At 59.6% G+C, this 25460-nt stretch carries 22 protein-coding genes; 19 read left to right on the forward strand and 3 right to left on the reverse strand.

Features of this window, described 5'->3' with window-relative positions:
• Positions 1-33 precede the first annotated feature (33 nt).
• The gene (gene uvrA, locus AC13C0_RS08505; protein WP_341581306.1) at positions 34-2856 is read right to left on the reverse strand and encodes an excinuclease ABC subunit UvrA; all 2823 of its coding nucleotides are present in this window, start codon (positions 2854-2856) and stop codon (positions 34-36) included.
• Between the two features lie 186 nt (positions 2857-3042).
• Here uvrA and AC13C0_RS08510 point away from each other — a divergent pair, with 186 nt between their 5' ends.
• The 19 genes from AC13C0_RS08510 (at position 3043) to AC13C0_RS08600 (ending at position 22840) form a co-directional block, all read left to right on the forward strand.
• Positions 3043-4413, forward strand: a complete 1371-nt coding sequence (locus AC13C0_RS08510) for an MFS transporter (RefSeq protein ID WP_117619481.1) — start codon at positions 3043-3045, stop codon at positions 4411-4413.
• A gap of 58 nt (positions 4414-4471) precedes the next feature.
• Positions 4472-5002, forward strand: a complete 531-nt coding sequence (gene ssb / locus AC13C0_RS08515) for a single-stranded DNA-binding protein (protein ID WP_341581307.1) — start codon at positions 4472-4474, stop codon at positions 5000-5002.
• 234 nt (positions 5003-5236) lie between these two features.
• On the forward strand, positions 5237-6169 hold the full coding sequence (locus AC13C0_RS08520) for a biogenesis protein MshI (RefSeq protein ID WP_341581308.1): 933 nt from the start codon (positions 5237-5239) through the stop codon (positions 6167-6169).
• The gene (locus AC13C0_RS08525; RefSeq protein WP_341581309.1) at positions 6166-6771 is read left to right on the forward strand and encodes a PilN domain-containing protein; all 606 of its coding nucleotides are present in this window, start codon (positions 6166-6168) and stop codon (positions 6769-6771) included. Before AC13C0_RS08520 ends, AC13C0_RS08525 begins: the two co-directional genes overlap by 4 nt.
• A complete protein-coding gene (locus AC13C0_RS08530) occupies positions 6771-7460 on the forward strand; it encodes a type II secretion system protein GspM (protein ID WP_341581310.1) in 690 nt (229 codons plus the stop codon). Before AC13C0_RS08525 ends, AC13C0_RS08530 begins: the two co-directional genes overlap by 1 nt.
• Before the next feature lies 1 nt (position 7461).
• Entirely contained in the window at positions 7462-7809 is a 348-nt protein-coding gene (locus AC13C0_RS08535) for a hypothetical protein (protein ID WP_341581311.1), read from the forward strand.
• A gap of 17 nt (positions 7810-7826) precedes the next feature.
• The gene (gene mshL / locus AC13C0_RS08540; protein WP_341581312.1) at positions 7827-9563 is read left to right on the forward strand and encodes a pilus (MSHA type) biogenesis protein MshL; all 1737 of its coding nucleotides are present in this window, start codon (positions 7827-7829) and stop codon (positions 9561-9563) included.
• Between the two features lies 1 nt (position 9564).
• Entirely contained in the window at positions 9565-10404 is an 840-nt protein-coding gene (locus AC13C0_RS08545) for an ExeA family protein (RefSeq protein ID WP_341581313.1), read from the forward strand.
• Positions 10401-11564: a tetratricopeptide repeat protein gene (locus tag AC13C0_RS08550; protein WP_482954267.1), complete on the forward strand. Its 1164-nt coding sequence runs from the start codon at positions 10401-10403 to the stop codon at positions 11562-11564. The genes AC13C0_RS08545 and AC13C0_RS08550 overlap by 4 nt, the downstream gene beginning before the upstream one ends.
• The gene (locus AC13C0_RS08555; RefSeq protein WP_341582822.1) at positions 11564-13333 is read left to right on the forward strand and encodes a GspE/PulE family protein; all 1770 of its coding nucleotides are present in this window, start codon (positions 11564-11566) and stop codon (positions 13331-13333) included. Before AC13C0_RS08550 ends, AC13C0_RS08555 begins: the two co-directional genes overlap by 1 nt.
• Positions 13333-14562: a type II secretion system F family protein gene (locus tag AC13C0_RS08560; RefSeq protein ID WP_341581315.1), complete on the forward strand. Its 1230-nt coding sequence runs from the start codon at positions 13333-13335 to the stop codon at positions 14560-14562. Before AC13C0_RS08555 ends, AC13C0_RS08560 begins: the two co-directional genes overlap by 1 nt.
• Positions 14563-15159 carry a hypothetical protein gene (locus AC13C0_RS08565; RefSeq protein ID WP_341581316.1) on the forward strand — a complete coding sequence of 199 codons (597 nt, stop codon included), beginning with the start codon at positions 14563-14565 and terminating at the stop codon, positions 15157-15159.
• A gap of 36 nt (positions 15160-15195) precedes the next feature.
• Positions 15196-15708, forward strand: coding sequence for a prepilin-type N-terminal cleavage/methylation domain-containing protein (locus tag AC13C0_RS08570; RefSeq protein WP_341581317.1), 513 nt, complete (start codon positions 15196-15198; stop codon positions 15706-15708).
• Between the two features lie 42 nt (positions 15709-15750).
• Entirely contained in the window at positions 15751-16215 is a 465-nt protein-coding gene (locus AC13C0_RS08575; protein ID WP_341581318.1) for a type II secretion system protein, read from the forward strand.
• A gap of 149 nt (positions 16216-16364) precedes the next feature.
• A complete protein-coding gene (locus tag AC13C0_RS08580) occupies positions 16365-16826 on the forward strand; it encodes a prepilin-type N-terminal cleavage/methylation domain-containing protein (protein WP_341581319.1) in 462 nt (153 codons plus the stop codon).
• Positions 16823-17311: a prepilin-type N-terminal cleavage/methylation domain-containing protein gene (locus tag AC13C0_RS08585; protein ID WP_341581320.1), complete on the forward strand. Its 489-nt coding sequence runs from the start codon at positions 16823-16825 to the stop codon at positions 17309-17311. The genes AC13C0_RS08580 and AC13C0_RS08585 overlap by 4 nt, the downstream gene beginning before the upstream one ends.
• Positions 17311-18096: a PulJ/GspJ family protein gene (locus AC13C0_RS08590; protein WP_341581321.1), complete on the forward strand. Its 786-nt coding sequence runs from the start codon at positions 17311-17313 to the stop codon at positions 18094-18096. Before AC13C0_RS08585 ends, AC13C0_RS08590 begins: the two co-directional genes overlap by 1 nt.
• Positions 18086-18502: a hypothetical protein gene (locus AC13C0_RS08595; protein ID WP_341581322.1), complete on the forward strand. Its 417-nt coding sequence runs from the start codon at positions 18086-18088 to the stop codon at positions 18500-18502. The genes AC13C0_RS08590 and AC13C0_RS08595 overlap by 11 nt, the downstream gene beginning before the upstream one ends.
• Positions 18503-18613: 111 nt before the next feature.
• Complete coding sequence (locus AC13C0_RS08600; protein WP_482954268.1) at positions 18614-22840, forward strand: DUF6701 domain-containing protein; 4227 nt, start codon at positions 18614-18616, stop codon at positions 22838-22840.
• Positions 22841-22903: 63 nt separating this feature from the next.
• Here AC13C0_RS08600 and ntrC read toward each other — a convergent pair whose 3' ends face one another.
• Positions 22904-24331, reverse strand: a complete 1428-nt coding sequence (gene ntrC / locus AC13C0_RS08605) for a nitrogen regulation protein NR(I) (RefSeq protein ID WP_117619493.1) — start codon at positions 24329-24331, stop codon at positions 22904-22906.
• A complete protein-coding gene (gene glnL, locus AC13C0_RS08610) occupies positions 24328-25422 on the reverse strand; it encodes a nitrogen regulation protein NR(II) (RefSeq protein WP_117619494.1) in 1095 nt (364 codons plus the stop codon). Before glnL ends, ntrC begins: the two co-directional genes overlap by 4 nt.
• Between the last annotated feature and the right edge of the window lie 38 nt (positions 25423-25460).

Genomic DNA, 25460 nt, shown 5'->3' on the forward strand with positions numbered 1-25460 from the left:
GGGTCAGATGAAAGCTTTCATCTGACCCCATGTTCATCTCCCCAGCATCGGTTTCAGGTAACGACCCGTGTGGGAAGCCGGGCTATCTGCAACTTCTTCGGGTGTACCCTCTGCGATAATCTGTCCGCCACCGGAACCGCCTTCCGGGCCCAGGTCGATGATCCAGTCGGCGGTCTTGATCACGTCCAGATTGTGTTCGATCACGACAATGGTGTTGCCGTGATCCCGCAGGCGTTCCAGTACATTGAGCAGCTGCTGGATGTCATAGAAGTGCAGGCCGGTGGTCGGTTCGTCCAGGATGTACAGGGTTTTGCCGGTATCCCGCTTGGACAGTTCCTTGGCAAGTTTTACCCGCTGGGCTTCGCCGCCGGAGAGGGTGACGGCGCTTTGGCCCAGGCGAATGTAGGACAGGCCCACGTCCATCAGGGTCTGGAGTTTGCGGGCGAGGAACGGCACGGCATCGAAGAATTCCCGGCCCTCCTCAACGGTCATTTGCAGGACTTCGTTGATGTTCTTGCCCTTGTAGCGGACTTCCAGGGTTTCACGGTTGTAGCGTTTGCCCTTGCAGACGTCGCAGGGAACATACACATCTGGCAGGAAGTGCATCTCTACCTTTATTACGCCATCACCCTGGCAGGCCTCGCAGCGGCCGCCTTTGACGTTGAAAGAGAAGCGCCCGGGTTTGTACCCCCGGGAGCGAGACTCCTGGGTGCCGGCGAAGAGTTCCCGAATAGGAGTAAACAGGCCGGTATAGGTGGCGGGGTTGGAGCGTGGAGTTCGGCCGATGGGGCTCTGGTCAATATCGATGACCTTGTCTAGCTGGTCCAGGCCCTTCAGGGACTGATAGGGCGAATGGTTCAGGCTTGAGGCCTTGTTCAGCTTGGTGGCAGCCACCGGATACAGGGTGCTGTTGATCAGGGTTGACTTGCCCGAACCTGATACACCGGTGATGCAGGTCATCAGCCCGAGGGGCAGGGTAAGGGTGACATCCCTGAGATTATTTCCTGTTGCACCGGACAGGGTCAGTGTTTGACCGTTGCCCTTGTGTCGTTCTTTGGGAATCGCAATTTCCCGGGTGCCATTAAGGTACTGGCCAGTGAGCGAGTCAGGATTGTCGATGATCTGCTGAGGAGTGCCCTGTCCGATGACTTTCCCCCCGTGGATGCCGGCACCCGGGCCGATGTCGATCACGTGATCGGCGGCACGGATGGCGTCCTCGTCGTGTTCAACCACAATAACGGTGTTGCCCAGATCCCTGAGGTGGGTGAGGGTGGCCAGCAGCCTGTCGTTATCCCGCTGGTGCAGGCCGATGGAGGGCTCGTCCAGGATGTACATGACGCCCACCAGCCCCGCGCCAATCTGGCTGGCCAAACGGATCCGCTGGGCTTCCCCGCCGGACAGGGTGTCCGCACTACGCTCAAGAGTCAGGTATTCCAGGCCGACATTCACCAGAAACTGCAGGCGTTGCCGCACCTCCTTCAGGATTTTCTCAGCGATTTCCCCTTTTTGCCCGGGCAGGGCCAGGGTCTCGAAATAGTTGTGCGCGTCGCCCACGGGCAGCCGGGTTACGTCTGAAATGTTGTGATCTTCGATAAATACATGGCGGGCACTGCGGCGCAGACGTGAGCCGTGGCAATCCTTGCACGGCTGGGTGCTCAGGTTGCGGGCAAGTTCCTCCCGCATACTCTGGGAGTCGGTCTCCCGGTAGCGGCGCTCCAGGTTTGGCAGAATGCCCTCGAACGGATGAGCCTTTTCCATGATATGGCCCCGGGAATTCACATAACGAAACGGAATGTCTTCGTTGCCGGAGCCGAACAGCAACACGTTGCGAAATTCCTCAGACAGCTCCGCCCAGGGCGTTTCCAGATCGATACCATAATGCTCTGCTACGCTGCCGAGCATCTGGAAGTAGTAGACAGCTCTCCGGTCCCAGCCCTTGATGGCACCGGCGGCCAGCGTTGCTTCCGGGTGCTGGACAATCTTTTCCGGATCGAAGAACTGTTTTACACCCAGACCGTCGCAGGTCGGGCAGGCGCCGGCCGGGTTATTGAACGAGAACAGACGGGGTTCCAGTTCACTGAGGGCATAGCCACACTGGGTGCATGCGTAGCGGGCGGAGAAGGTATGTTCTTCACCTTCACCGCTCATCGGAGCAACCAGGGCAATGCCATCCGACAGCTCCAGAGCGGTTTCAAAGCTCTCGGCAAGGCGCTGCTCCAGACCCGGCTTGACCTTGAAGCGGTCGACCACTACATCAATCTGGTGTTTGCGTTTCTTGTCCAGGGCGGGGGCGTCGTCGATGTCGTAAACCGTGCCATCGATCCGAAGGCGAATAAACCCCTGGCTGCGCATGGTTTCGACCACCTGGAGGTGCTCGCCTTTCCGGTCACGAATGACCGGTGCCAGGATTATCAGTTTGCTGTCCTCCGGCATCGCCAGTACCTGGTCGACCATCTGACTGATGGTCTGCGCCTCCAGGGGCTGGCCGTGGTCCGGACAGCGGGGCTCTCCGGCCCGGGCGAAGAGCAGCCGGAGGTAATCGTAAATCTCGGTGATGGTGCCCACGGTGGAGCGAGGGTTGTGGGAGGTGGATTTCTGTTCGATGGAAATCGCCGGTGACAGGCCCTCGATGTGGTCCACATCCGGTTTTTCCATCATGGACAGGAACTGGCGGGCATAGGTGGACAGGGATTCCACGTAACGTCGCTGGCCTTCGGCATAGAGCGTGTCAAACGCCAGGGATGACTTGCCCGAACCGGAAAGGCCGGTTATCACAATCAGCTTGTCCCTAGGCATATCCAGGTCGATGTTCTTCAGGTTGTGGGTTCGTGCCCCTTTGATCTGGATATGGTCCATAACACCTCGCTCGGATAAAAACGAAAATTATACCGCGTTGGGTCCCCCACGGCGAAAAGGGTGTAGGGGGCAAGGCGCAGTGACCGGTCCCCCGTTGCGGCGCCTTCTGTTACAATGCGCCGCCTGCGAGGGATATGTGCCCTCAATCTGACTGCTTTCAACCCCCGGCTGAGGTACATAACTGCCATGAACACGCTGGAAAAACGCTCCGTATCGGCCCTGGCGTCAGTCTACGCCATGCGCATGCTCGGACTGTTCATGGTGATGCCGGTGTTCATGCTGCTCGGTAGCGAGCTTGAAGGCGCCACGCCCGCCTTGCTCGGTTTTGCCATGGGCGCCTATGGCCTCAGCCAAGCCTTGTTACAGATTCCTTTTGGCATGCTCTCTGACCGGGTCGGGCGAAAGCGCATGATCTATATCGGTCTCGTGCTGTTTGCTGCGGGTAGCCTTCTGGCTGGCGCCACGGATTCCATATACGTTGTGATTGCCGGGCGGATTCTTCAGGGGGCGGGGGCGATTGCCAGTGTGCTGATGGCCTTGCTCAGTGACCTGACCCGGGAAGAGGAGCGAACCAAGGCCATGGCCACGGTGGGGATCACCATTGGTTTGTCGTTCTCGGTTTCTCTGGTTCTGGGGCCCCTTCTTGGTGCCTGGTGGGGGTTGTCCGGTATTTTCTATGTCACCGCGGCGTTGGCCGTTGTGGCGCTGGTGATTGTAAATCGTCTGGTACCTACCCCCCATCAGCACAAAACCAGTGCCGATACTCATCCGGCCAGGGATATGCTGGGCCGTGTGGTTTCCGATGGCCGCCTGCTCAGGCTGGACTTCGGGATCTTTGCCCTGCACCTGGTGCTGACTGCTTTGTTTCTGGTATTTCCTTCGATGTTGCGGGATACCCTGGGGCTTGCCAGCAGTTCGCACTGGTGGTTTTACCTGAGCGTGATGGTAACGTCTTTTTTTGCCATGGTGCCGTTCATCATTATCGGCGAGAAAAAACGCAAGATGAAACCGGTTCTGTGTGGGGCCATCACCCTGCTGACCCTGGCCACCGCCGGGTTGACAGGGGTGTCCGCCAGCCTGGTGGCTGCGTGGGTTGGGCTGTTTTTCTTTTTCATGGCGTTCAACCTGCTGGAAGCCAGCCTGCCCTCGCTGATCAGCAAGGAGGCGCCAGCGGCCAGCAAGGGGACGGCGATGGGTGTCTATTCCACGTCCCAGTTCATGGGCGCGTTTCTTGGCGGTTCGCTGGGCGGCTTCCTGTTAGAACAGTCCGGTACTGAGGGTGTCCTCTGGTTTATGGTTGTCGTGCTTGGTCTTTGGTTGCTGGTTGCCCTGACCATGCCTTCGCCCGGCTATACCACCAGTTTCGTGGTACAGTTGCACAAGGTTATGGGTAACCAGTACGACGATATTGATGGCCACCTCCGTCGCCTGCCGGGTGTGCAGGATGTGGTCATTGTTGAAGACGCTGCTACCGCCTATCTTAAGGTGGATCGTCAGCAATTTGATGAAGCGTTACTTGCGGACTTTTCCTTTGTCCGGCAGGCTAGCAATTGTTGAAATCCGGAAGCCCGCAGGGAGTGCGGGTTGTCCCTGAAAACAGAGTCAGGAGCAGAACATGGCACGAGGCGTAAACAAGGTAATTCTTATCGGCAATCTGGGGCAGGACCCGGATACCCGCTACACCCCCAACGGCAATGCCGTGGTGAATCTGAATCTTGCGACAGACGAGAGCTACAAGGATCGTCAAACCGGCCAGCTGGTGCCGAAAACCGAGTGGCACCGGATCGTGATGTTCGGCAAGGTTGCCGAAGTTGCCGGCCAGTACCTGCGTAAGGGCTCAAAGGTCTACATTGAGGGCAAGCTGCAGACGCGTAAATGGCAGAACAAGGAAGGCCAGGACGTTTACACCACCGAGGTGGTGGTGGATATCAATGGCCAGATGCAGATGCTCGACAGCCGTGGTGCCGAAGGTGGCGCGAACCAGGGCGCCCCCGCGGGGCGGCCGCAGCAGTCTGACTATAACGCCCAGGGCGGGCAGCAGAACAATCCGCCACCGAAGCAGCAGTCGGGCGGCTATGGCAGCCAGCCGTCTCAGGGTAGTATGCCGGAGCCGGTGGACGATTTCGATGATGACATTCCGTTCTAGGTACGCCGTTTTTCGGGGGGTAACGGATATCCGATGTGAGAAAGTCCCCGCTTTGCGGGGGCTTTTGTTACGGACTTGAAAAAACGATGTAAAATCAGCGAAAAAAGCGTGGAGTTACGTTCACTTTCTCATCTATCATGTTGGCGATTGTCAAAAGAGTCTGTGATTTCAGGCAGCATAACAAAAACCTGAGGCCTGCGAGTGCCTCCGATTCCAGTTTAATTAACGGGCCCGATGACTAAGATTTCCTTACTGAATAAGCTGACCGGGATGTTCAGGCGCTCCGGAGCGCGTTCGCGCGTCTGTCTGGAGGTGCGCCCTGATGGCGTTGCCTGGGCCGTCGGGGGAACCCCCGGTGCGGATGGCTTCGGGTTCGCTGAATGCCTGCCGGCAAAGCGCCAGTCAGTTCTCCAGGAACTGGTTGACGAGCATGGCTGGGCGGGCGCCGCAACAACGCTGGTTTTGCCCCTGGACCAGTACCAGGTTTTCCAGATGGATCGCCCGGAGGGCATCGAGGAATCGGAGCTGGGCGATGCACTAAAATGGAAGCTCAAGGATTTTCTTGGTTTCAGCCCTTCAGAGGCCGTTTCCGATGTTTTCCCGTTTCCAGAGGATGCTTCCCGTGGCCGCGGAGAACTGGTGAACGTCGTCGCCGCCAGGAAATCACTGGTTTCCGAGCTTGTGACGCTGGTTCAGGAATCCGGCCTGGAGCTGGATCGTATCGATATCGCCGAACTGGCCCTGCGCAATCTGGTATGCCGGCTGGACGACAACAGGCGCGGTGCCGCTCTGGTTCACCTGAAAGAGAGCTACGGCCAGATGGTCATCTGCAAAGACAACATGCTATACCTGTCCCGTCGCCTTGAGGTGACGTCTGAAGACCTGCGTGACGCGGCCCGGCAGGAATCGGCGGTTCAGTCCCTGGCTCTGGAAATGCAGCGCTCACTGGATTATTACGAGAGCCAACTGGGCCAGGTGCCGCCTGCAATGATTCGTCTGGTTGCCCGGGACAGTGTCCTGCCTCTGGCCTCAATGCTGTCTTCCTATGTTTCCGCAGGCATTGAAACCCTGGGCTGGGGCTCGGTCGGCCTCGAAGCGGATCTGGACAGTCGCTGCCTGCCGGCCTGGAGTGCTGGCCTGCCCTTGCCGGAGGATGGTCACACATGATCCAGCAGGTCAACCTTTACACCCTGGAATTGCGGCCGAGCCAGGAGCGGCTTCAGGCGGGGGGTGCGCTCGCAGTCCTGGCCCTCGGCGTGGTTCTGGTGGCGCTGTTGGCTGGCGTCGTTGGCTACCAGAATGCCGGGATGGCAAAGCAGGCCGCAACTCTGGAGCAACAGAATACGCGTCTGGAGCAGGTGGTGGCTGAGCTTTCGGAGGCCGTTCGGTCCAGACAACCAGATGCAGAGGTAGAGGCAGCGTTGGCCCGGGTCACCGAGGCCCTTTCCCGGCGTCGGCGTTTGCTGGATAAAGTGGAGAGCCTTGTGGTTTCCGAGGGTGGCCGTTTCTCGCCCCAGATGGCTGCGCTGGCCAGGCAGATTCCCGAAAATGTCTGGTTGACGGGGGTTACCCTGCAATCAGAGCCCAGCCAGGTAACCATCGAAGGGCGCAGTCGTTCGGGTGCGTTGGTGCCCCTGTACCTTGAGAACCTTGGTGAGGAAGCGGCGTTTACCGGAAGAACCTTTGGAGCGTTCCGGTTGTCGCGGCCAGAACAAGGCCACTGGATTGATTTCCGGGTGTCGACCCGGCGGACAGGGGAGGACAGCTGATGGCGGGCTCCCCGGAAAACTCGTTTGCCCGGGCCGCGAACTGGTACAACCAGCGTCCGATCCGCGAGCGGACACTGATTCTGTTCACGGCTCTGGTGCTTGTGATCTTTGTCGGTTGGGAGCTTGCAGTTTCTCCGCTGCAACAGGAGCAGCAGAGACTGGCGAGCCGGATTCAGGCATTGTCCGCCAGTCGGGACGACCTGCTGGCGCAGCAGCAGTTGCTTGATGAGCAACTGGCCACCGACCCGTCCCGGGTATTGCAAAACCAATTGAGCGCCCGGCAACAGAGGCTGGACAGGCTGAACCGGCAGATTGCGGATACCACCGGGCAACTGATTGCACCCAGGGCGATGGTGACGCTGTTGCGGGATATACTGGCCGCCCAGGATTCGCTGGTGCTGCAGGGCATGGAGCTGAAAACGCCAACGCCGGTCTTTGCGCCAAAGCCAGGCTCACAACCTCCGGAAGAGCCGAAGGCGGCGGAAGAGCCCCTGCTTTATGCCCATGATGCTGAGTTGCACATTGAGGGCAGTTACCTCGACGTGTTGAACTACCTAGAGCGACTTGAGGCAATGGACGAACGTCTGGGATGGATCATGCTGGAGTACAGCGCCGGTGACTGGCCTTCCGGTGAAGCCGTCATTCGGGTGCGAACACTGAGTGTGGATCAGGCCTGGCTAGGAGTATGACATGAGTAAACGCTTGCGTATATTGTTCTGTCCATGGACCTGCCTGGCCGCGGGCGCGCTGACTTTGTTTCCAGGGGCGGTCTCTGCGTTGCAGGATCCGACCCGGCCACCGGGCTTTGAAGTGGCGGTTGTGACACCAGTGCCGGAGAGAGACTTGTTGCTGGACTCAATTCTTTACAGCAAGGACCGACGTGTCGCCATTATTGATGGCGAGGCCCTCAGGGAAGGCCAGGCTGTTGACAGCCTGCGGGTTATCCGGATTTACGACAATCGTGTTCTGGTAACGGATAGCGGCCGCGAACGGGTGTTATACCTGGAGAGGCTCCCGCAGGTCCGGGGAACTCAATGACAGATAACCGGATACTCATGACAAAAATCAGGATAACGGGCTTGCTGGCCCTGAGCCTTGTGCTGGCGGCGTGTAGCAACAACCCGCTGATGCGCTCTGCGACGGCGACCTCGACTGATGCGGCGGACGCTATTGATCAGGCGCTGGAAGACGCCCGGCAAAACTCTCCGGCGGAACCCGGGGCGCAGAAGGAAGCCGCCCCTCTGCCCGCGGATGTCAGTGCGGCGTTGCTGCCTCCTCTGTCCGGGCCCGCGGATCTTGATGAGCGTTTTGATGTCAATGCCCGTGGCATTCCCGCAGGCAGCTTTTTTGAAGCGCTCGTAGCGGGCACCCGCTACAACGTTGTGGTTCATCCCGGGGTGAATGCGAGTATTGATCTGCGCTTGGACGATGTCACCGTGCCAGAGGTCATGGACATCGCCGGAGACCTTTACGGGCTGGATATCCGGCGCACCGGCCGCTTGTTCCGGGTACAGGCTGACCAGATTCAGACCCGCCTGTTCCCCATTGATTATCTGCACTTCAAGCGCCGGGGCGGCTCCGAGACCCGGGTCAGCTCCGGTCAGGTCACCAGTTCCCGCGACAACTCCGGTCGCTCAACCGGTACCCGTAGCGGAAACTACGACCGTGCCGGCGACAGCAGCAATAACAGTTCCAGGGAGACCCGCAGTCTGGTGGGAACAACCATTTCCACGGAAACGGCTTCCGATTTCTGGCAGGACATTCAAAACGCGCTGAGCATGATTGTTGACGGTGATGGTGAGCAGGTGATCGTTAACCCCGGTGCCGGGCTGGTCATGGTGCGCGCCGGCGCAAGAGACCTGGAACTGGTGGAAGAGTACCTGCGCCGTACCGAGCTGATCATGCAGCGTCAGGTGATCCTGGAAGCCAAGATTCTGGAAATTGCCCTGAACGAAAGCTATCAGCAGGGCATTAACTGGTCAGATATCCATAGTGCGTCATCGGTGGTGGCCAGTGATGGCTTGCCAGCGGAGTTTACCGCGCAGGCCCTGGCAGGTCAGGCTATCCAGACCTCCGATATTGGTGGACTGTTTTCGGCCACTATCAGGGAAGGCAGTTTTACCGCCCTGATCGAGTTGCTTGGAGGGCAGGGCAATGTGCAGATTCTCTCAAGCCCGCGCATCTCCACGGTGAATAATCAGAAGGCGGTCATCAAGGTCGGTACCGATGAGTTCTTTGTGACGGATATCGATTTTTATAACAACAACTCCGCCCTGACGGTAACGGACACGAATTCGACATCCGTTGAGCTTACGCCGTTTTTCTCAGGCATTTCCCTGGATGTAACCCCGCAGATTTCCGAGAGTGGCGTTATCACCTTACACGTTCATCCGTCGGTGAGTGAGGTGACCGATCAGGAAAAGGTCGTTACCATTGGTGAGCAGGATGTAACCCTGCCCCTGGCCAGCAGCACCGTGCGTGAGACCGACAGCGTGATTCGCGCCGAGAGCGGGCAGATTGTCGTGATCGGTGGTCTTATTCAGAACAGCAGTGAGGACAACAACTCGGCCGTTCCCTTCTTCAGCGACATTCCTCTGGTCGGGGAGTTGTTCAAGCAGCGAAAATTCCAGTCCCGCAAGAGCGAACTGGTGATCCTGTTGCGCCCGGTGATGGCGGGGTCGACCCAGATGGATGCCGATGTCGCGGCCAGCCGCGAGCGCATAAGTGTACTCCGGGAGCTGCTGGAGTCGTCCGAATCCGTTACCCCTGAGCCGGAGAAAGCCGTTCGCTAGCATGTACGAATCCCATTTCGGACTGCAGGAAGCACCGTTCGCATTGACGCCAAATACCCGTTACTTCCTGCGGGCACCCAGCCATGGCGATGCGCTGGAATTGCTGCTGGTGGCCCTGAAGGAGCGTGAGGGTTTCATCAAGATCTCCGGTGAAGTGGGCACCGGCAAGACCCTGCTGTGCCGGTTGCTGCTCAACGAACTGGAGCCGCGGGCGTGCACCGCGTATTTACCCAACCCCCGTCTGACACCTGATACGCTCTACCAGGCGGTGGCCGAGGAGTTGGGTGTCGATGTGTCCGGTTGTGCCAATCCTCACCAGGTTCTGAAAGCCATCAACGAGCGGCTTATTGCCCACGCCACGGCGCAGACGCCGGTGGTTCTGGTGATCGACGAGGCCCAGGCCATGCCCGAGGAAACCATTGAGGCATTGCGGCTGCTTACAAATCTGGAAACGGAAAGTGTCCGGTTGTTGCAGGTGGTGTTGTTCGGCCAGCCGGAGCTGGATGTGCTGTTGCAGAAACAGAGCCTCCGGCAGTTGAACCAGCGCATCACTTTCCATTATCGCCTGACACCCCTGGACAAAAACTCGGTTGCGCAGTACCTGCGTCATCGACTGGCGCAGGCCGGTTACAACGGAGCGGATCTGTTCGCTCCCGGTGCCTTACGCCTGATTACCCGGGCTTCCGGTGGCATTCCCCGGCTGGTCAATATTCTTGCCCACAAGTCCATGCTGGCGGCCTGGGGCAAGGGTGATCGTCTGGTTCAGCGTGGCCATGCCCTGCAGGCGGTACGTGATACCGAAAGCGTCCGCTCTCCCGGCCTGATTGCGAGGTGGCTATGAGCTTGCTCAATGATGCCTTGCGTGCCGCCGAGCAACGGCAGAACCGGCCAGGCGTGGCGGGTGCCTACACCGGGCAGGTTCCGGCCGGAGGGCGGGTAAACTTCTGGCTGTGGGCCGTTGTGCTCTTGTTGGTGGGCGGTGTGGTCGCCGGTTTCGGTTATTGGTTTCAGGCTCAGGGCAGGGGCGAGGCAGCACCCGCCGTGGTCAGCGCCGCTCCAGTCGTCGAGCCGGCGCCGGAGGCCCCGGACGTTACCGCAGAGCCCGCTCTTGCGAAAGGTGAGAGCGGGCTGCCCAGAGAACCAGTGCCACCTGTTGAACCTGAAGCTCAATCCGAACCCGAACCCGAACCCGAACCCGAACCTGAGCCTGAGCCTGAGCCCGAACCTGAGCCAGGGGCAGACATTGCCGAAGCGTCTGAGCCATCAACGCCAACGCCGGCAAAACAAGCGCCCCCCGGGCAGCCGGTGGCAGGCATCGGGCAGCCAGAGGCCGGGGCCGGGGTTGGAGAACGTACTGCGGAAACTGCCGCGATCCTGTCGAGCGGTACGCCGGCAGCAAAGCCGGCAGCAAAGGTGAAGCAGGTTCGTGAGACGCCGGAAGCCATTGATCTCAGGGTCAGCCGGGAATTAACGTCACTGCTCCGGTCTGGTAAAACCCGCGAAGCCGAACAGAGGTTGCGGGAATTGGCAGCGTCTCAGCCCGCAATGGCCAGCCGGGAAGTGTTCGCCCGTCGGATGCTGGTTCAGGGCATGCCGGACCGGGCCCTGGCATGGTTGCCGGAACCAGTCGCTGACGCCCATGCCGGGTTGCGTCTACTCCGGGCAAGAGCCCTTCATGCCAGGGGTGATCTGTCCGGAGCCGTTGCCACGCTTGAGCGGCAAGTGCCCACCGATGGGCAGCACACAGAATACCGGGTGACGCTGGCCACCTTGCTGCAGCAGGCCGGCCGCAGCACCGAAGCCGCACGGCACTGGTCGGTCCTCATTGCCCGGGACGACAGCCGTGCCACATGGTGGGTGGGGCTGGCCATTGCCCTGGAAACCGGTGGTGAGGTTAAGGGCGCAGTTCGAGCCTATGGTCAGGCCGCCCGGTTGCCCGGCCTTTCGCCGTCCCTGGCGGACTATGTTCGAGAACGACTGAAAACGCTGCAGGCAGGATGATGACGACAGAGCCGAAAAAGAAAGTCCGGTTAGGTGACCTGCTGGTTCAGAATGATGTCATTACTGAACAGCAGCTGATGACGGCCCTGCGTGAACAGAAAAGCACCGGGCGGAAACTGGGTAAGACCCTGACCGATCTTGGCTATGTCGACGAGGACAGCCTGCTCAATATCCTGTCCCGGCAGCTGGATGTGCCCTTTGTGCAGTTGCGTCATTATCAGTTCAATAACGAGCTGGTAAAAAAGCTGCCCGAGGCGATGGCACGACGGTTCCGCAGTATTGTTCTGGCCGAGAAGAGTGGTGAACTGCTGGTGGGCATGGCCGATCCGCTCGATATCTTTGCCTACGACGAATTGGTGCGCATCCTCCGGCAGCCCATCAGGCAAGCGGTCGTTCGGGAAAGCGAGCTGCTGAGCACGCTGGACCTGGTGTACCGGCGCACCGATGAAATTGCCTCCCTGGCGGAAGAGCTGGAAGACGAACTGGGTGACGATGCCTTTGATCTGGCCGACCTTTCTGCGGAATCCGAGAGCGCCGAGGCGCCGGTTGTCAAACTGCTTCAGACCCTGTTTGAAGACGCCATGCAGGCCCGCAGTTCGGACATTCACATCGAGCCGGACGAGACGGTCGTTCGTATCCGGCAACGGGTGGATGGCGTGCTTCAGGAACAGGTGATGAAAGAGAAGCGGGTGAATGCCGCACTGGTTCTTCGCCTGAAACTGATGGCCGGCCTTAATATTTCCGAGAAGCGGATGCCCCAGGACGGGCGTTTTAACATCCGGGTCAAGGGCCGAAGCATCGATGTCCGGGTATCGACCATGCCGGTTCAGTATGGCGAATCGGTGGTCATGCGGCTGTTGGATCAGAGCCAGGGCATGCTGAACCTGGATGTTACCGGCATGCCCGCACAACTGCTCGAGCAGTTCCGGCGGATGATCAAAAAACCTCACGGGATGATCCTTGTGACCGGCCCTACCGGTAGCGGTAAAACCACAACGCTGTATGGAGCGCTGTCGGAACTGAACCGCCCGGAGGTGAAAATTATCACCGCCGAGGACCCTGTGGAATACCGCCTGCCCCGGATTACCCAGGTACAGGTGAACCCTAAAATAGGGCTGGAGTTCGCCAATGTGCTGAGGGCGGCCCTCCGCCAGGATCCCGATGTGATCCTGGTCGGTGAGATGCGGGATCGTGAGACTGTTGAAATCGGCCTTCGGGCGGCGATGACCGGCCACCTGGTGCTTTCCACCCTGCACACCAACGATTCCATCAGCAGCGCCATGCGCCTGATTGATATGGGCGCGGAGCCGTTTCTGGTGGCCAGCTCGCTGCTGGGCGTGGTCGCCCAGCGCCTGGTGCGCCGGGTTTGCGACAACTGCTCGGAACCCTATCAGCCAACGGATCAGGAGCGGGTGTGGCTGGCCACCTTTGATCTTGATCCACTCGATATCGAAGCCGGATTTGTTCACGGCCGCGGTTGTTACCAATGCAGCAATACCGGCTACAAGGGGCGGGTCGGCGTCTACGAAATGCTTGAAATGAACGAGGCGATGCTGGATGCATTGCGCCGGCAGGATGTCTCCGGCTTTACCCGGGCAGCCCGCAAAAGCGAGTTTTACCGGCCGCTCGGGCAGTGCGCAATGGATTACGCACTTCAGGGTGTGACAGCGCTGGAAGAAGTGGCCCGGGTGGCGGCGACATCCGAGGGTGATCTCTCCCCCGACGATGAAATCCCTGTCCCGGATGAGCCGGTTGGGGGAGGCGCCTGATGCAGTTCAGTTACCGGGGCAAGGACAATCGCGGCAGTGTGCAGCAGGGCTCACTTGGCGCCCCGAATGTGGATGCGGCCGCCGCGGAACTGATGCGCCGGGGCATTACGCCTCTGATGATCCGCGAGAAGGAGCAGACCGACCCGGTGATTGACCGGCTTAACCGGCTCCCGATATTCCGGAAAAAAGTGACACTGGATGAACTCATTGTATTCTGCCGCCAGATGCACGCACTGACCAAGGCCGGGATTCCGTTGATCCGGACCATGCGAGGGCTGGCGGAAACCTCGCGATCGCCGGTGCTCGCGGAAGTGCTCGAGGATGTGACCACGCGGCTTGAGGGCGGCACCACCATGGCCACGGCCATGCAGGCGCATCCGAAGGTCTTCTCGGAACTGTTCATTGCCATGATCCACGTGGGTGAGAACACCGGGATGCTGGACGATGCGTTCAAGCGGCTGTCGGAAATTCTGGAGTTGGAGCGGGATACCAAGCGGCGGCTCAAGCAGGCCATGCGTTATCCGATGTTCGTGATGATTGCGTTGCTGGCGGCATTGATGGTGGTGAACTTCCTGGTAATCCCGAAGTTTGCCGCGGTGTTCAACAAGCTGGGTGCGGATCTGCCGTTGCTGACCCAGGTTCTGGTGGGTACCTCAAACTTCCTTCTGGGCTACTGGTACGTGATGCTGTTTGCGGCGGCAGCCGGCGGGCTGCTGCTTCGGCAGTGGAAGCAGACGGAACAGGGCCGGCTGACCTGGGACCGCTACAAGCTCCGGATGCCGGTTATCGGGCCGCTGTTGGAATTGATCACGCTCAGTCGGTTTGCGAGAAACTTTGCTACCATGCTGGCCGCGGGCATGCCCGTGACCCAGGCCCTGACGGTGGTGGCGGATGCCACCGACAACGCCTGGATAGCGATCCATATCAAGGACATGCGCACTGGCATTGAGCGCGGCGAGAGCCTGCTCAGAACCGCCCGGCACAGTGAGATGTTCACGCCGCTGATTCTGCAGATGATTGCGGTTGGCGAGGAAACCGGTTCCGTGGATGACATGCTCAACAACGTGGCGGATTTTTACGATGAGGACGTGGATTACGGGCTCAAGCGACTGGCAGAATCCATCGAGCCGATACTCATTGTGGCCATGGGCATCCTGGTTCTGATCCTGGCGCTGGGCGTGTTCCTGCCGATCTGGGATCTGGGGGCCGCCGCCATGGGGCGGGGCTGAGTGCCACCGGCATGGCCGACGGATGCCAACGGGCTGGGCCAGACCCGGAAGTTTCGGCTGGCCGTGGTGCTGGTTGTGCTGGGAGTGCTCTGGTGGTTCCTGCTCGGAGTGCTGGAGCGGGAGACGCGAAATGCCGAGGAGCGGGCCGCCAATATGGTGATCGGTCAGCTCAGGTCGGCTTTGGTGATCAAGGGGGCCGAGGTGATGCTGAGCCGTTATGGCAGCCTGGCTGAGCACCGTGGTATCAACCCCTTTGAGCTGATTGAGCATCAGTGGGGGAACTACCAGGGCCGCTGTGAGAATTCTCGGCCGGAGCCGGGGGGCTGGTGCTTCCAGGCTATTGAACAACAAAGCGAACAACAAAAAGAAACAGTAAACGGGCCCAAAGGTTGGTTAATTTATAACCCAAGGCAGCCGATAACTGTAGACCGCCGGCAAGCTTATGAGGCGCAGCCTCTGGCCTGGGAAGTGACAACGGAATTTGCGGACCGCAACGGGAATGGCATGCGGGAGCAGGAAGAGCGACTGACGGGGCTCCGATTGTCCCCGGTGTCGTTGACAGAAGAAGCAGCGCAAACGCAGGATGCGCAACGCTGATCAGACGGAAGAAAGAAACCGTAGCGAGGCTGACCTATGACGGGGAACAACAGTACCAATAAACAGCAGGGGTTCACCCTGATAGAGCTGGTGGTCGTTATTGCCATCCTGGCGATTCTGGCTGCCTTTGCACTGCCGCGATTTGCCCAGCTTTCCGAGCAGGCGCATCAGTCCAGTATCCGCGCCACGGCCGGTGCCCTGGCGGCGGGCGTCGCCCTTGCCAAAACCCAGTGGGTTTCCAACGGATTCACCACGGCGCAGACAAATGTGGTCGGCTTTGGCAACGACGACGTGGATGTCAGCGCCGACGGCTGGCCGACCTCGGTTCTCTCAAACGACACAGGCACGGCCATGAACGCAACCAAATGCGAGGAAGTCTGGTACGGCGTCCTGCAGTCAAACGCGCCGACGGTGAGTACATCCGCGCAGACAGAGTACACCACTTCAATCATCAGCGGCGATTGCCTGTTCACCTATCAACCGGACGACCAGGGCAGCACCATCGCCTACGATGCTGATACCGGCGAAATAACCACAGTCATTAACTGATAAACCCAAAAGCCAACCGGCAACCAAGAACGGAGTACTACCATGAAAGCGATGACAGCGATTGCAACAAGAAAAGAGCAAGGTTTCACCCTGATCGAACTGGTTATGGTGATTGTCATTCTGGGCATTCTGGCGGCGTTTGCTTTGCCGCGGTTTGCGGATTTGGGTGGAGATGCTCGTGCCGCAAGCATTCAGGGCGTTTATGGAGCTGTGCGTTCAGCCAATGCCATAGTCCGTTCCGCCTGCCTTGCGGACTCGGGCTGTGACCAGACAGCAAGTACCGGCGAATCCGTGACACTGGAAGGACAAGCTGTTGCCCTGGCCTATGGCTATCCAACACAGGCCAGTATTCTGACCGCTGCGCAGATTGATGCGAACGATTTCGATACAACTACTGCCGGAACTATTGCAGCAAACAATGCGCCTGGTACTTGTGAAGTAACGTTTGTAGAAGCGACTGGCGCTACCGATGCTCCTGACATTGCCCTTGACGATTCTGGATGCTGATTAAGAAGCTCTGGTGTTCAAGGTCGGATTTGTAAAAGAGTTGTAGATTGGGCTAGCGAAGCATCATCCGACAAAGGTACGAGTACTGGGCGTGCGTCGGGTGAGGCTTTGCCAAGCCGGCCTGCTTTTTCTGGCTGTCGGGAGGGGATATGAAAGTGATAGCCACTCCGGGGTCATCGGGGTTCACTCTCGTGGAACTGGTCATGGTTATCATCCTGATCGGAGTGCTCTCCGCGGTGGGTGTTGGCCTGTTCGCCAGCCGCTCGGCCTTCTCCCCCCTGCTGGCCACCCAGCAACTCGCCTCCGCCACGCTGCTTGCCCAGCAGGCAGCGCTGGCGGGGAATCCGGCCAACACACTTACCATTGAGCAGAATGCCGACCGGTTCCGGTTCATCGTGGGTGGCGGCAGTGGCACTCCACGCACGTTTGAAATATCGCGCGAAGGCGCCAGTCTCTCGGTTGCCGGCGGTCTTCCCCTTACCCTGACATTTGACGCAAAAGGCGCACCCGCAACCGGCGCCAGCCTGCAATTCACCTTTTCCGGTGACAGCACGTTTCGAACCTGCCTCAGTTCCCTGGGCGCGGTATACGCCGGGAGTTGCCAGTCGTGAGAGTCAATCAATCCGGTGCAACCCTGGTGGAACTGGTGATCACGATTGTGATCATCAGTGTTGCCATTGCAGGGGTTGTTGGCGCATTTTCACTGATTGCGGGGCGAAGTGCCGATCCGCTCAATCAGACCCGCGCTGTCAAGCTCGCACAGCTCTATATGGATGAAATCCTGACCCGGAAGTACGATGAACTGACCCCCCAGGGCGGATTTCCCAAGTACTCTGGTCCCTGCTCCATTGGTGCGGAGGGGGAGGGGCGGACTGCGTTTGACGATGTCGATGATTATGACGGTCTGAGTGGTGCGCCCTCAACCGCCACCGGCGCCGCGCTCAGTGGCTATTCCGGGTTCTCGGTTTCGATCACCGTTTCCTGTGCGGGCACCGAGGTGGGCTTGCCTGCGGCCGAAGCCAAACGGATTGATCTTGACATCACCGCGCCCGGAAACCAGTCGTTTTCATTCGCGGCCTACAGGGCGAATTTCTGATGCGCAGGGCCGGTGGATTCACCCTCGTTGAACTGTTGATAGTGATTGTGCTGCTGGCCATCGTGGCCACGATCTCGGTCCGGTTTGTTGGTTTGTCCACGCGGGGAGCATTGGATGTCGGTGCCCGCCAGCAGCGATCCCTGGCCGGCGTCGTTATCAGTGAACAGATCAGTCGGGAACTCCGGGAGGCACTGCCAACGTCCATTCGGACCAATGCTTCAGGAACCTGCCTGGAGTGGATGCCGATTGAGGCGGCATCGAATTATCTGAGCCTTCCCCAGGGGCCATCGCCCGGCTCATTTGAAGCGGTGCCACTGCCTGGCGGAGCTTCGGCAACGGGAAGGGTTGTGGTTTACGGCTACGGATCCGATGTCTATAGCCCGGGAAGCCCGGGGCCACTCTCCCCGCCCGCGAGCATGCCTGCCGGAGCTCCGCCGGTTACGGTAACATTCAACGGCGGGGCGACTCACCGCTTTGCGGCGAAATCCCCTGCGCGCCGGTTCTACATTGTCGGAGACCCGGTATCAGTGTGTCAGCAAGGGCGCTTTCTCTACCGTTACCGGAACTATGGTATCAATAGTTCGCCCGCGTCCGGTTTGCCTGGTGGTTTTCCGGGGCGCGAGGTGATGGCTGCACAGCTGGTCAGTAATTCTCTGGTGTTCCGGGTTACCCCGCCGAGCCTTCAACGGGGTGCGGTCGTTTCATTCCGTTTCGATCTCGAGAGCCCGGATTCGGGTGAAACAACATCCATCAGCCAGGAGGTGCAGGTCCGAAATGTTCCATGAAACTTCCATGGCAAGGTTGCAGCAAGGCGCGGGACTGCCGATCGCGCTCTTCATCATTACCGTTCTGACCCTGCTGGTGGCTGGCATGGCGCAGTTGCAGCAGGCAGGCAGTGAATCCGTAAGCCTCCAGATCCAGTCCCAACGGGCGTTTTTCGCAGCGGAAAGTGGCGCGCAGGTCGCCGTCGCCGAGGTGCTCGCCGCGGGCGATTGCAGTGCTGTCACGGGGTCTGTGACCTTTTCGGCGAACGGGCTGAGCGGCTGCGAGTCCGCTATGTTCTGTAATTCGGTGTCTGCCGACATTGATGGCGGGCCCGCTGAGGAGACGGTGTTTACGGTGCGCAGCGACGGGCAATGTGGCTCCGGAAGTGATCTGGCCAATCGCTCGGTAGAGGTACGTGTGCGATGAGACTGACCGGATCGTCGATAAACGCCGAGCTCAAATCCGAGGTGACGCGTGGGTAGCAGGCAGAGGGGCAGCTCAACAACCTTGAACAGTGTTTGCAGACTCATCGTTGCAATGACGGCGCTGGTTTTCGCGCCGGCAGCTCTGGGTGAGGACGCTTATTTCGAAACAGGTTCCGTTATCGTTTCCGGTTCGATTGATGCGGGCAACTGGGAGACTGTTACGCTCCGGGAAACCTATTCCAACCCGGTCGTGATCGTTGGTCCGGTATCCCATGACAATGACCTTTCCCTGAGTGCCAGGGTCCGGAATGTGTCCCCTGCGGGATTCCAGGTCGGCGTTCAGAGTCCCTGTGAGAGCGCTGGTGCGAGTGCGCCCGGAGGAGCCCAATGCCCGCCGCCTGGGGGCTGGCAGGCCGAGGCCATCCGGTATTGGGTGGTGGAAGAGGGCGTCTGGGAGTTTCCCGATGGTACGCTTCTGGAAGCCGGCCGGCTGTCCACCTCAACCGTCCGGTCGGCGGCAGGGTACTCGGGAGCGGTTGACACGGTAACCTTCCAGCAGGCTTTTTCTTCGTCACCCGTTGTGCTTCACGCTGTCAACACCTTCAATGACTCCGGCTGGATTACATCGTCCTCCTGGGGAAGTGGGAACGATACTCGCTTGAGACCGGGGGCATCGGCAATGAGTCTGGCGCTTGAAGGAGCAGAGGTTGCATCCGGCCATGGCGCAGAGGTGATTGGCTGGGTTGCCGTTGAGCCTGCGGTTGGTGTCAATAACGGGCGTCCTTATGTCGCCGGACAGTCAGCCGGGCGGGACGTTGACCGCCATGAGGATGAGTGTCAGGGCTATCCTCTGAGCGGCTTTGCTGCGGCTCCTGATGTGGTGGTCAGTCACAATACCATGGCGGGGCGCAATGGTGGCTGGGTTCGCTTTTGTGGTGGTGAGTTATCACCTTCCGGTTTTTCCGTTCACATCGACGAGGATCAGGTCAACGATTCGGAGCGAACCGGTCTGGAGGAAGCTGTGAGCTGGTTCGCCTTTGAGGCGAATAGCAGCGGCCGCCTGATCCGGCCAACGACATTTTGCAGCGGCGTCACGGCGTTGTTCTGCGATGACTTCGATTCCGGAACGCTTGCCGGCGATGGCTGGGATGTTGATCCGTTCAGAGGTGGCCAAGCGGGGATTGGCGGGCAAACCAGTAACAGTGGAAACCTGTCGTTGTTCACCAGTAGTGGCGGTGTCTCGGTGACCTCACCCAGTTTTGATCTCTCCGGCTCAACCTCGGGCAGTCTTGAGTATTGGTGGCGGCGTGGTGATGACGCCTTCAGTGAAAACCCGGACAGAAACGAAGACCTGGTTGTTGAATTTCTGGATGATCGGAATCGGTGGATCGAAATTGAGTCCCTGGCGGGCGATGGGACGCCAGGACAAAGCGGGGCAACGCAGTTTGAGTTACCTTCCGGTGCCTTCCATTCGGCTTTCCAGTTTCGGTTTCAGCAGCAGCGGGGAAGCGGAGACGGCTACGATTTCTGGCATATTGACGACGTGGTGTTGAGAGCGCTCTCTTTTACCTGTGAGCCTGACCAGTTCAACCGCTCAGGTCTTGGTCCCGACTGGGTGACTACCCGATCAAGCGGCAACTTCACACCTCAAATTGTCAGTGGCCGCTTGCGTCTGACCGAGGCCGTGGGCAATCAGGCGACTGCCGCAACCTACCAGAGACTGTTTCCCGGAGCGGACAACCTGATTCAGATCGAGTTCGACTATTATGCGTACGGAGGAACGGGCGCTGATGGCCTTGCCGTGGTTTTTTCCGATGCCTCGGTCACTCCCCAGGCCGGGGGTTACGGCGGATCACTCGGCTACGCCCAGGAGCCCGATGGCAGTGGAGGGTTCTCTGGCGGCTGGCTGGGAATTGGTCTGGATGAGTACGGAAACTTCTCCAACAATAATGAAGGCCGGGTAGGGGGCAACACTGGCCGCACCCTCGATTCTGTCGCTGTGCGTGGTTCGGCACCGGACTATGCCTACATCGCGGATTCGGGCGGGTTGTCTCCCGGGATCGATTCGAACAATGATAATAACCCCTACCGATACAGAATAACGATTGACTCGAGGGGCGGAAAGACCCCTGAACTTACCGTTGAGAGAAACGGGCGAGGTACCGGAAACACCTTCCAGACCCTGATTCAGGAAACCCTGAGTGGTCAGCCGGAGATTCCGGAAAACCTGTTTCTCTCGCTGACCGGGTCCACCGGCGGTTCCACCAATATTCACGAACTCGATAACCTGCAGGTCTGTGCCGATAAAATCGGAGCGGTGCAGGCGCTTGTCGATCATTTCGAACTGGAGCACAGCGGCAGCGGACTGACCTGTCAACCCGCGGAGGTTACCATCCGCGCCTGCGGCAATGCCGATTGCAGCCAACTGTTTCCCGATCCCGTTGAGGTGACCATGGCCCCGTCAGCTTGGGTCGGCGGCGATACCTTTACCCTCAATGGTGCAGCCACCCGCGCCCTGCGGGTTACCAGCCCGGCAACCGTGACGCTTGGGGTGCCCGGCTCCGATCCAGGCACCATCGCCTTCTCCCAGACATTGTGTGACAACGGAACCGGCGGTCTGGCACCGGACAAATGTGACCTGACGTTCTTCGACACGGGCTTCGATATTTCGGTACCCGACCATGTTTCCGACACCGTGGTTTCCGCCAGTATTGCAGCGGTTCGCAAAGATAATGTTTCCGAGCAGTGCGTGCCCGCCTTTTCGAACGAAACCAAAGCGGTTGCCCTCTGGTCCAGTTACGTCAATCCGGCCTCGGGTACCCTGGATCTGTTTGTCGAAGGAAATCCGGTCCCGGGGTCACCGGGCGCGACCTCCTCTCTGGGGTTTGATGCAAATGGCGTGGCGACAGCGGACATCCGTTACCCCGACGTGGGGCGCCTGCGTCTGAATGCCCGTTACCAGGGCTCCGGCGACGATGCCGGTCTGGTCATGTCCGGAGATGGAACATTCGTTGTACGGCCGGACCACTTCGAGTTGCACGTACCGGGCAACCCGGCGGCGACCTCGGTTCAGGATGGCAATACCTTTGTTGCCGCCGGTACCGATTTTGAGATCTGGGTATCGTCAGTCAATGCCAGTGGCAATGTCACGCCGAATTTTGGCAGAGAAACACCGGCGGAGGCGGTTGAGCTCGATGCCTCGCTGGTCGCGCCGGCGGGAGGGGATTCTCCGGCACTATCCGGGGCCCTGGGTTCGTTCGGCGAGGATTGCTCTGGCGCCTCTGCTCCCGGTGGAACCGCCTGCGGCCGGTTCCAGTGGCCCGAAGTCGGCATCATCCGCATCACGCCGTCCCTTACCAGCGGCAATTACCTTGGCACGGCCGATGTCGTCGGCGATCCTCTCAGCTACGTTGGTCGCTTTATTCCGGACCGCTTCAGGGTGACCGTATCAGAGCGGGGGGAAGTGAAGCCTTTCTGTGAGTCCTCCACGGCCTTTGCCTACACCGGCCAGAGCCTGAGCTGGCGGTCTGGCCTGGAACCGCTGCTTACGCTAGAGCCGTTAAACTCCAACGGTGAGGTAACACAGAATTACACCCTGGGTGATTTCCAGCGTCTGTCAGTCGGTGGCCTGTCCCGTCTACCGGGTAGTTCTGATCGTTCCGCACTGGATACCGATGGCAACCCGTTGTCTGTTTCCGCCAGTCTGAGCACGCCTCCTGCGTTGACGATTGTCGCCCCGGGGCAGTTGCAGTACCTGTTTTCCTCGTCCGATCAGTTGGTGTATGAAAAAAACGTCCAAAGCCGGATACCGCCGTTTTCGCCGGACTACCGAATCGAATTGTCGCAACTGGTTGATGCCGATGGCGTCAGCTCGCCACAGCTGCCGGTTGCCATTGATCCGGTTTTCCCACTCGAAATGCGATATGGCCGGTTGCAGCTGGAGAATGCCTACGGGCCGGAGACATCGGGTCTGGAAATACCCTTCGGGGCCTACTACTTCACGGTGGCCGGCTTCATTCCGAACATCGCGGACAGCTGCTGGACCTATGCCACCGGGACAGACGTTGCGCTGGACCAGACGGCGCTAACCGGAGGCAGCACCTCCGTAGTGGGCGTGTCGGATTCGTTGACGGCAGGGGCGCCCCCGGCGGGAAGTGGGCTGGTGCTGTCGGCACCGGGCGAGGGAAACAGAGGCAACGTCCCGGTCACATTCTCGGTGCCGCTCTGGCTGACCGGCGATTTCGACGGTGACGGCACACTGGAAGCGCCATCCGCTCTCGCCACCTTCGGCGTCTACCGGGGCCACGACCGGGTCATCTATTGGCGGGAGGTTCGCTGAATCAAAAGGTAAAAATGGGGTCAGATGAAAGTTCATCTGACCCCATTTTCAGGACCCCAATCGTCAATCGTCCTCATGCTCCGGGTGATCCATCCCCAGTTCATTGATCTTCCGGGTCAGCGTATTCCGGCCCCAACCCAGCAGGATTGACGCATCCCGGCGCCGGCCGCCGGTGTGCTTCAGCGCGGTTTCGATCATGATTCTCTCGAACTCCGGAACAGCGCTGTCGAGAATGCCTTTCTTGCCCCGTTTAAGCTCCTGTTCCGCCCAGTTTTTCAGGCCCTCCTGCCAGGTAGCCCCGGTGGCGGGTGCCTCTGCCTGGTGCAGCAGTTCCGGGGGCAGGTCATCAATGTGGATTTCCCGGCCGCTGGCCATGACAGTCAGCCACCGACAGGTGTTCTCCAACTGGCGGACGTTACCGGGCCAGGGCAGGGTGGTGAGGTATTCCTCCGCTTCGGGGCGCAGGATTTTCGGCTCCACGGCCAGTTCCTTGGCGGCCCTTTTCAGGAAGTGCTGCATCAACCGGGGGATGTCTTCCCGCCGTTCCGCGAGTTTTGGCAGATGCACGCGGATAACGTTGAGGCGGTGGAAAAGGTCTTCCCGGAAGCTGCCGGCCTGAACCAGCTTTTCCAGGTCCTGATGCGTGGCGGCGATGATCCGGACATCCACCTTGATCGGGGTGGTGCCGCCAACCCGATAGAACTCGCCATCGGCCAGTACCCGCAGCAGGCGGGTCTGGGTATCGGCGGGCATGTCCCCGATTTCATCCAGGAACAGGGTGCCGCCATTGGCTTGTTCAAAGCGGCCCTGGCGGGCGGCACCGGCGCCGGTAAAAGCACCTTTCTCGTGGCCGAACAGTTCGGATTCAATCAGGTCCTTCGGGATGGCGGCCATGTTCAGGGCAATGAACGGGTGTTTGGCTCGGGGGCTGTGGTTGTGCAGCGCCTGGGCCACCAGTTCCTTGCCGGTGCCGCTTTCGCCATTGATCAGTACGGTGATGTTGGAATGGGACAGCCGGCCAACGGCCCGGAAAACTTCCTGCATCGCTGGCGCTTCACCGATGATTTCGGCGGCGCGCTGGGCGCTTTCCGCCGGCGGTTCGGCGCTGGCACGTTTTTCGTGGCTGTGGGCAACAGCACGTTTGACCAGTGCCACGGCATCGTCCACATCGAACGGCTTGGGAAGATATTCAAAGGCCCCGGTCTGGTAACTGGTGACGGCGCTTTCCAGGTCAGAGTGGGCGGTCATGATGATCACGGGCACGTCCGGATGGACATCCACGATCTGGGAAAGCAGGGTGATGCCGTCAACGCCGGGCATCCGGATATCGCTGACGATGGCATCCGGCTGCTCGTGTTCCAGCCGCATCATGATGCTTTCGCCACTGTCGAAAACGCGGGGCTGCATACCGGCCTGGTTAAGGGCGCGCTCCAGCACCCAGCGAATACTGCGGTCGTCGTCGATGATCCAGACGTTTGCCGGTTGGCTCATGGGGTGTCCTCCAGGGGCAGGAAGATGATGAAGTCGGTTCGTCCTGGTTCGCTCTCGCATTCAACCAGTCCATGGTGTTGCCCGATGATGCTCTGGGTAATGGAAAGGCCCAGGCCTGTGCCGCTGGCACGACCGCTGATCATCGGATAGAAAATGTTCTGCAGCAGCTCCGGCGGAATGCCCGGGCCGTTATCTATAACGTCTATCCGGCACACCAGGCGATGGCGCCGATGGCCAATCGTAAACTGCCGCAGAGTGCGGGTCCGGAAGGTAATGGTTGGCGGCTCTTCGCGGCTTTGGCCGCCCTGGTTTTCAAAGGCGGCCTCCATGGCATTGCGGGCAATGTTCAGGAACGCCTGAATCAGCTGCTCCTTGTCGCCCCGGAACTCGGGAATGCTGGGGTCGTAGTCCCGGCTGAAATGGAGGCGGCCTTTGCTCTCGGCTTCCAGGAGGGTGCCTACCCGTTCCAGCACCTCATGGATGTTCGTCGGTGCCAGTTTGAGTGCCTTGTTCGGGCCTAGCATCCGGTCTACGAGGCTTCTCAGGCGGTCAGCCTCATCAATGATTACCCGGGTGTACTCGCGCTGATCCTCGCTGTTGAGCTCACGGTCCAGAAGCTGGGCGGCGCCACGGATTCCCCCAAGCGGATTCTTGATCTCGTGGGCCATACCCCGGACCAGAATGCGGGTGGTTTCCTGCTGGGAGATGATGTCCTCTTCACGGCTGATCCTCAGTAGCCGGTCCCTTGGCTGGATTTCGATCAGTAATTCGGTCGGATCCAGACTGATTGGGGTGACTGAGTAATCCACGGTGAGGCGTAAGCCGCTGGTTAACAGGAATTCGGCCTCACGGCGGGTGTAGGACTGGCCGTTGTCCACGGCGGCAAACAATGTTTTCAGGGCATCTTCGGAATCGACAAGGATGTCGCGGAAAGGCTGACCGTGGCTGCGTGTCATGCTGGTTTCGAACAGGCTTTCGGCGGACGGATTGAGATATCGTATGTTCAGGTTATCTTCCAGCACCAGGACAGCCGTGGTGAGGCTGTCGAGAATGCTTCTGTATCCGATTGCGTGGGCCAAAGGCAGTGCCATGCGTGATTTCCGTTGGTTCGACATAGTTTGACCTCTGG

It is taken from the genome of Marinobacter sp. B-21 (assembly GCF_056857895.1).

Coding starts and splice junctions, on each gene's coding strand:
- uvrA (WP_341581306.1), bottom strand. CDS start 2,856: ATGGACCATATCCAGATCAAAGGGGCACGAACCCACAACCTGAAGAAC.
- AC13C0_RS08510 (WP_117619481.1), top strand. CDS start 3,043: ATGAACACGCTGGAAAAACGCTCCGTATCGGCCCTGGCGTCAGTCTAC.
- ssb (WP_341581307.1), top strand. CDS start 4,472: ATGGCACGAGGCGTAAACAAGGTAATTCTTATCGGCAATCTGGGGCAG.
- AC13C0_RS08520 (WP_341581308.1), top strand. CDS start 5,237: ATGACTAAGATTTCCTTACTGAATAAGCTGACCGGGATGTTCAGGCGC.
- AC13C0_RS08525 (WP_341581309.1), top strand. CDS start 6,166: ATGATCCAGCAGGTCAACCTTTACACCCTGGAATTGCGGCCGAGCCAG.
- AC13C0_RS08530 (WP_341581310.1), top strand. CDS start 6,771: ATGGCGGGCTCCCCGGAAAACTCGTTTGCCCGGGCCGCGAACTGGTAC.
- AC13C0_RS08535 (WP_341581311.1), top strand. CDS start 7,462: ATGAGTAAACGCTTGCGTATATTGTTCTGTCCATGGACCTGCCTGGCC.
- mshL (WP_341581312.1), top strand. CDS start 7,827: ATGACAAAAATCAGGATAACGGGCTTGCTGGCCCTGAGCCTTGTGCTG.
- AC13C0_RS08545 (WP_341581313.1), top strand. CDS start 9,565: ATGTACGAATCCCATTTCGGACTGCAGGAAGCACCGTTCGCATTGACG.
- AC13C0_RS08550 (WP_482954267.1), top strand. CDS start 10,401: ATGAGCTTGCTCAATGATGCCTTGCGTGCCGCCGAGCAACGGCAGAAC.
- AC13C0_RS08555 (WP_341582822.1), top strand. CDS start 11,564: ATGACGACAGAGCCGAAAAAGAAAGTCCGGTTAGGTGACCTGCTGGTT.
- AC13C0_RS08560 (WP_341581315.1), top strand. CDS start 13,333: ATGCAGTTCAGTTACCGGGGCAAGGACAATCGCGGCAGTGTGCAGCAG.
- AC13C0_RS08570 (WP_341581317.1), top strand. CDS start 15,196: ATGACGGGGAACAACAGTACCAATAAACAGCAGGGGTTCACCCTGATA.
- AC13C0_RS08575 (WP_341581318.1), top strand. CDS start 15,751: ATGAAAGCGATGACAGCGATTGCAACAAGAAAAGAGCAAGGTTTCACC.
- AC13C0_RS08580 (WP_341581319.1), top strand. CDS start 16,365: ATGAAAGTGATAGCCACTCCGGGGTCATCGGGGTTCACTCTCGTGGAA.
- AC13C0_RS08590 (WP_341581321.1), top strand. CDS start 17,311: ATGCGCAGGGCCGGTGGATTCACCCTCGTTGAACTGTTGATAGTGATT.
- AC13C0_RS08595 (WP_341581322.1), top strand. CDS start 18,086: ATGTTCCATGAAACTTCCATGGCAAGGTTGCAGCAAGGCGCGGGACTG.
- AC13C0_RS08600 (WP_482954268.1), top strand. CDS start 18,614: ATGACGGCGCTGGTTTTCGCGCCGGCAGCTCTGGGTGAGGACGCTTAT.
- ntrC (WP_117619493.1), bottom strand. CDS start 24,331: ATGAGCCAACCGGCAAACGTCTGGATCATCGACGACGACCGCAGTATT.
- glnL (WP_117619494.1), bottom strand. CDS start 25,422: ATGGCACTGCCTTTGGCCCACGCAATCGGATACAGAAGCATTCTCGAC.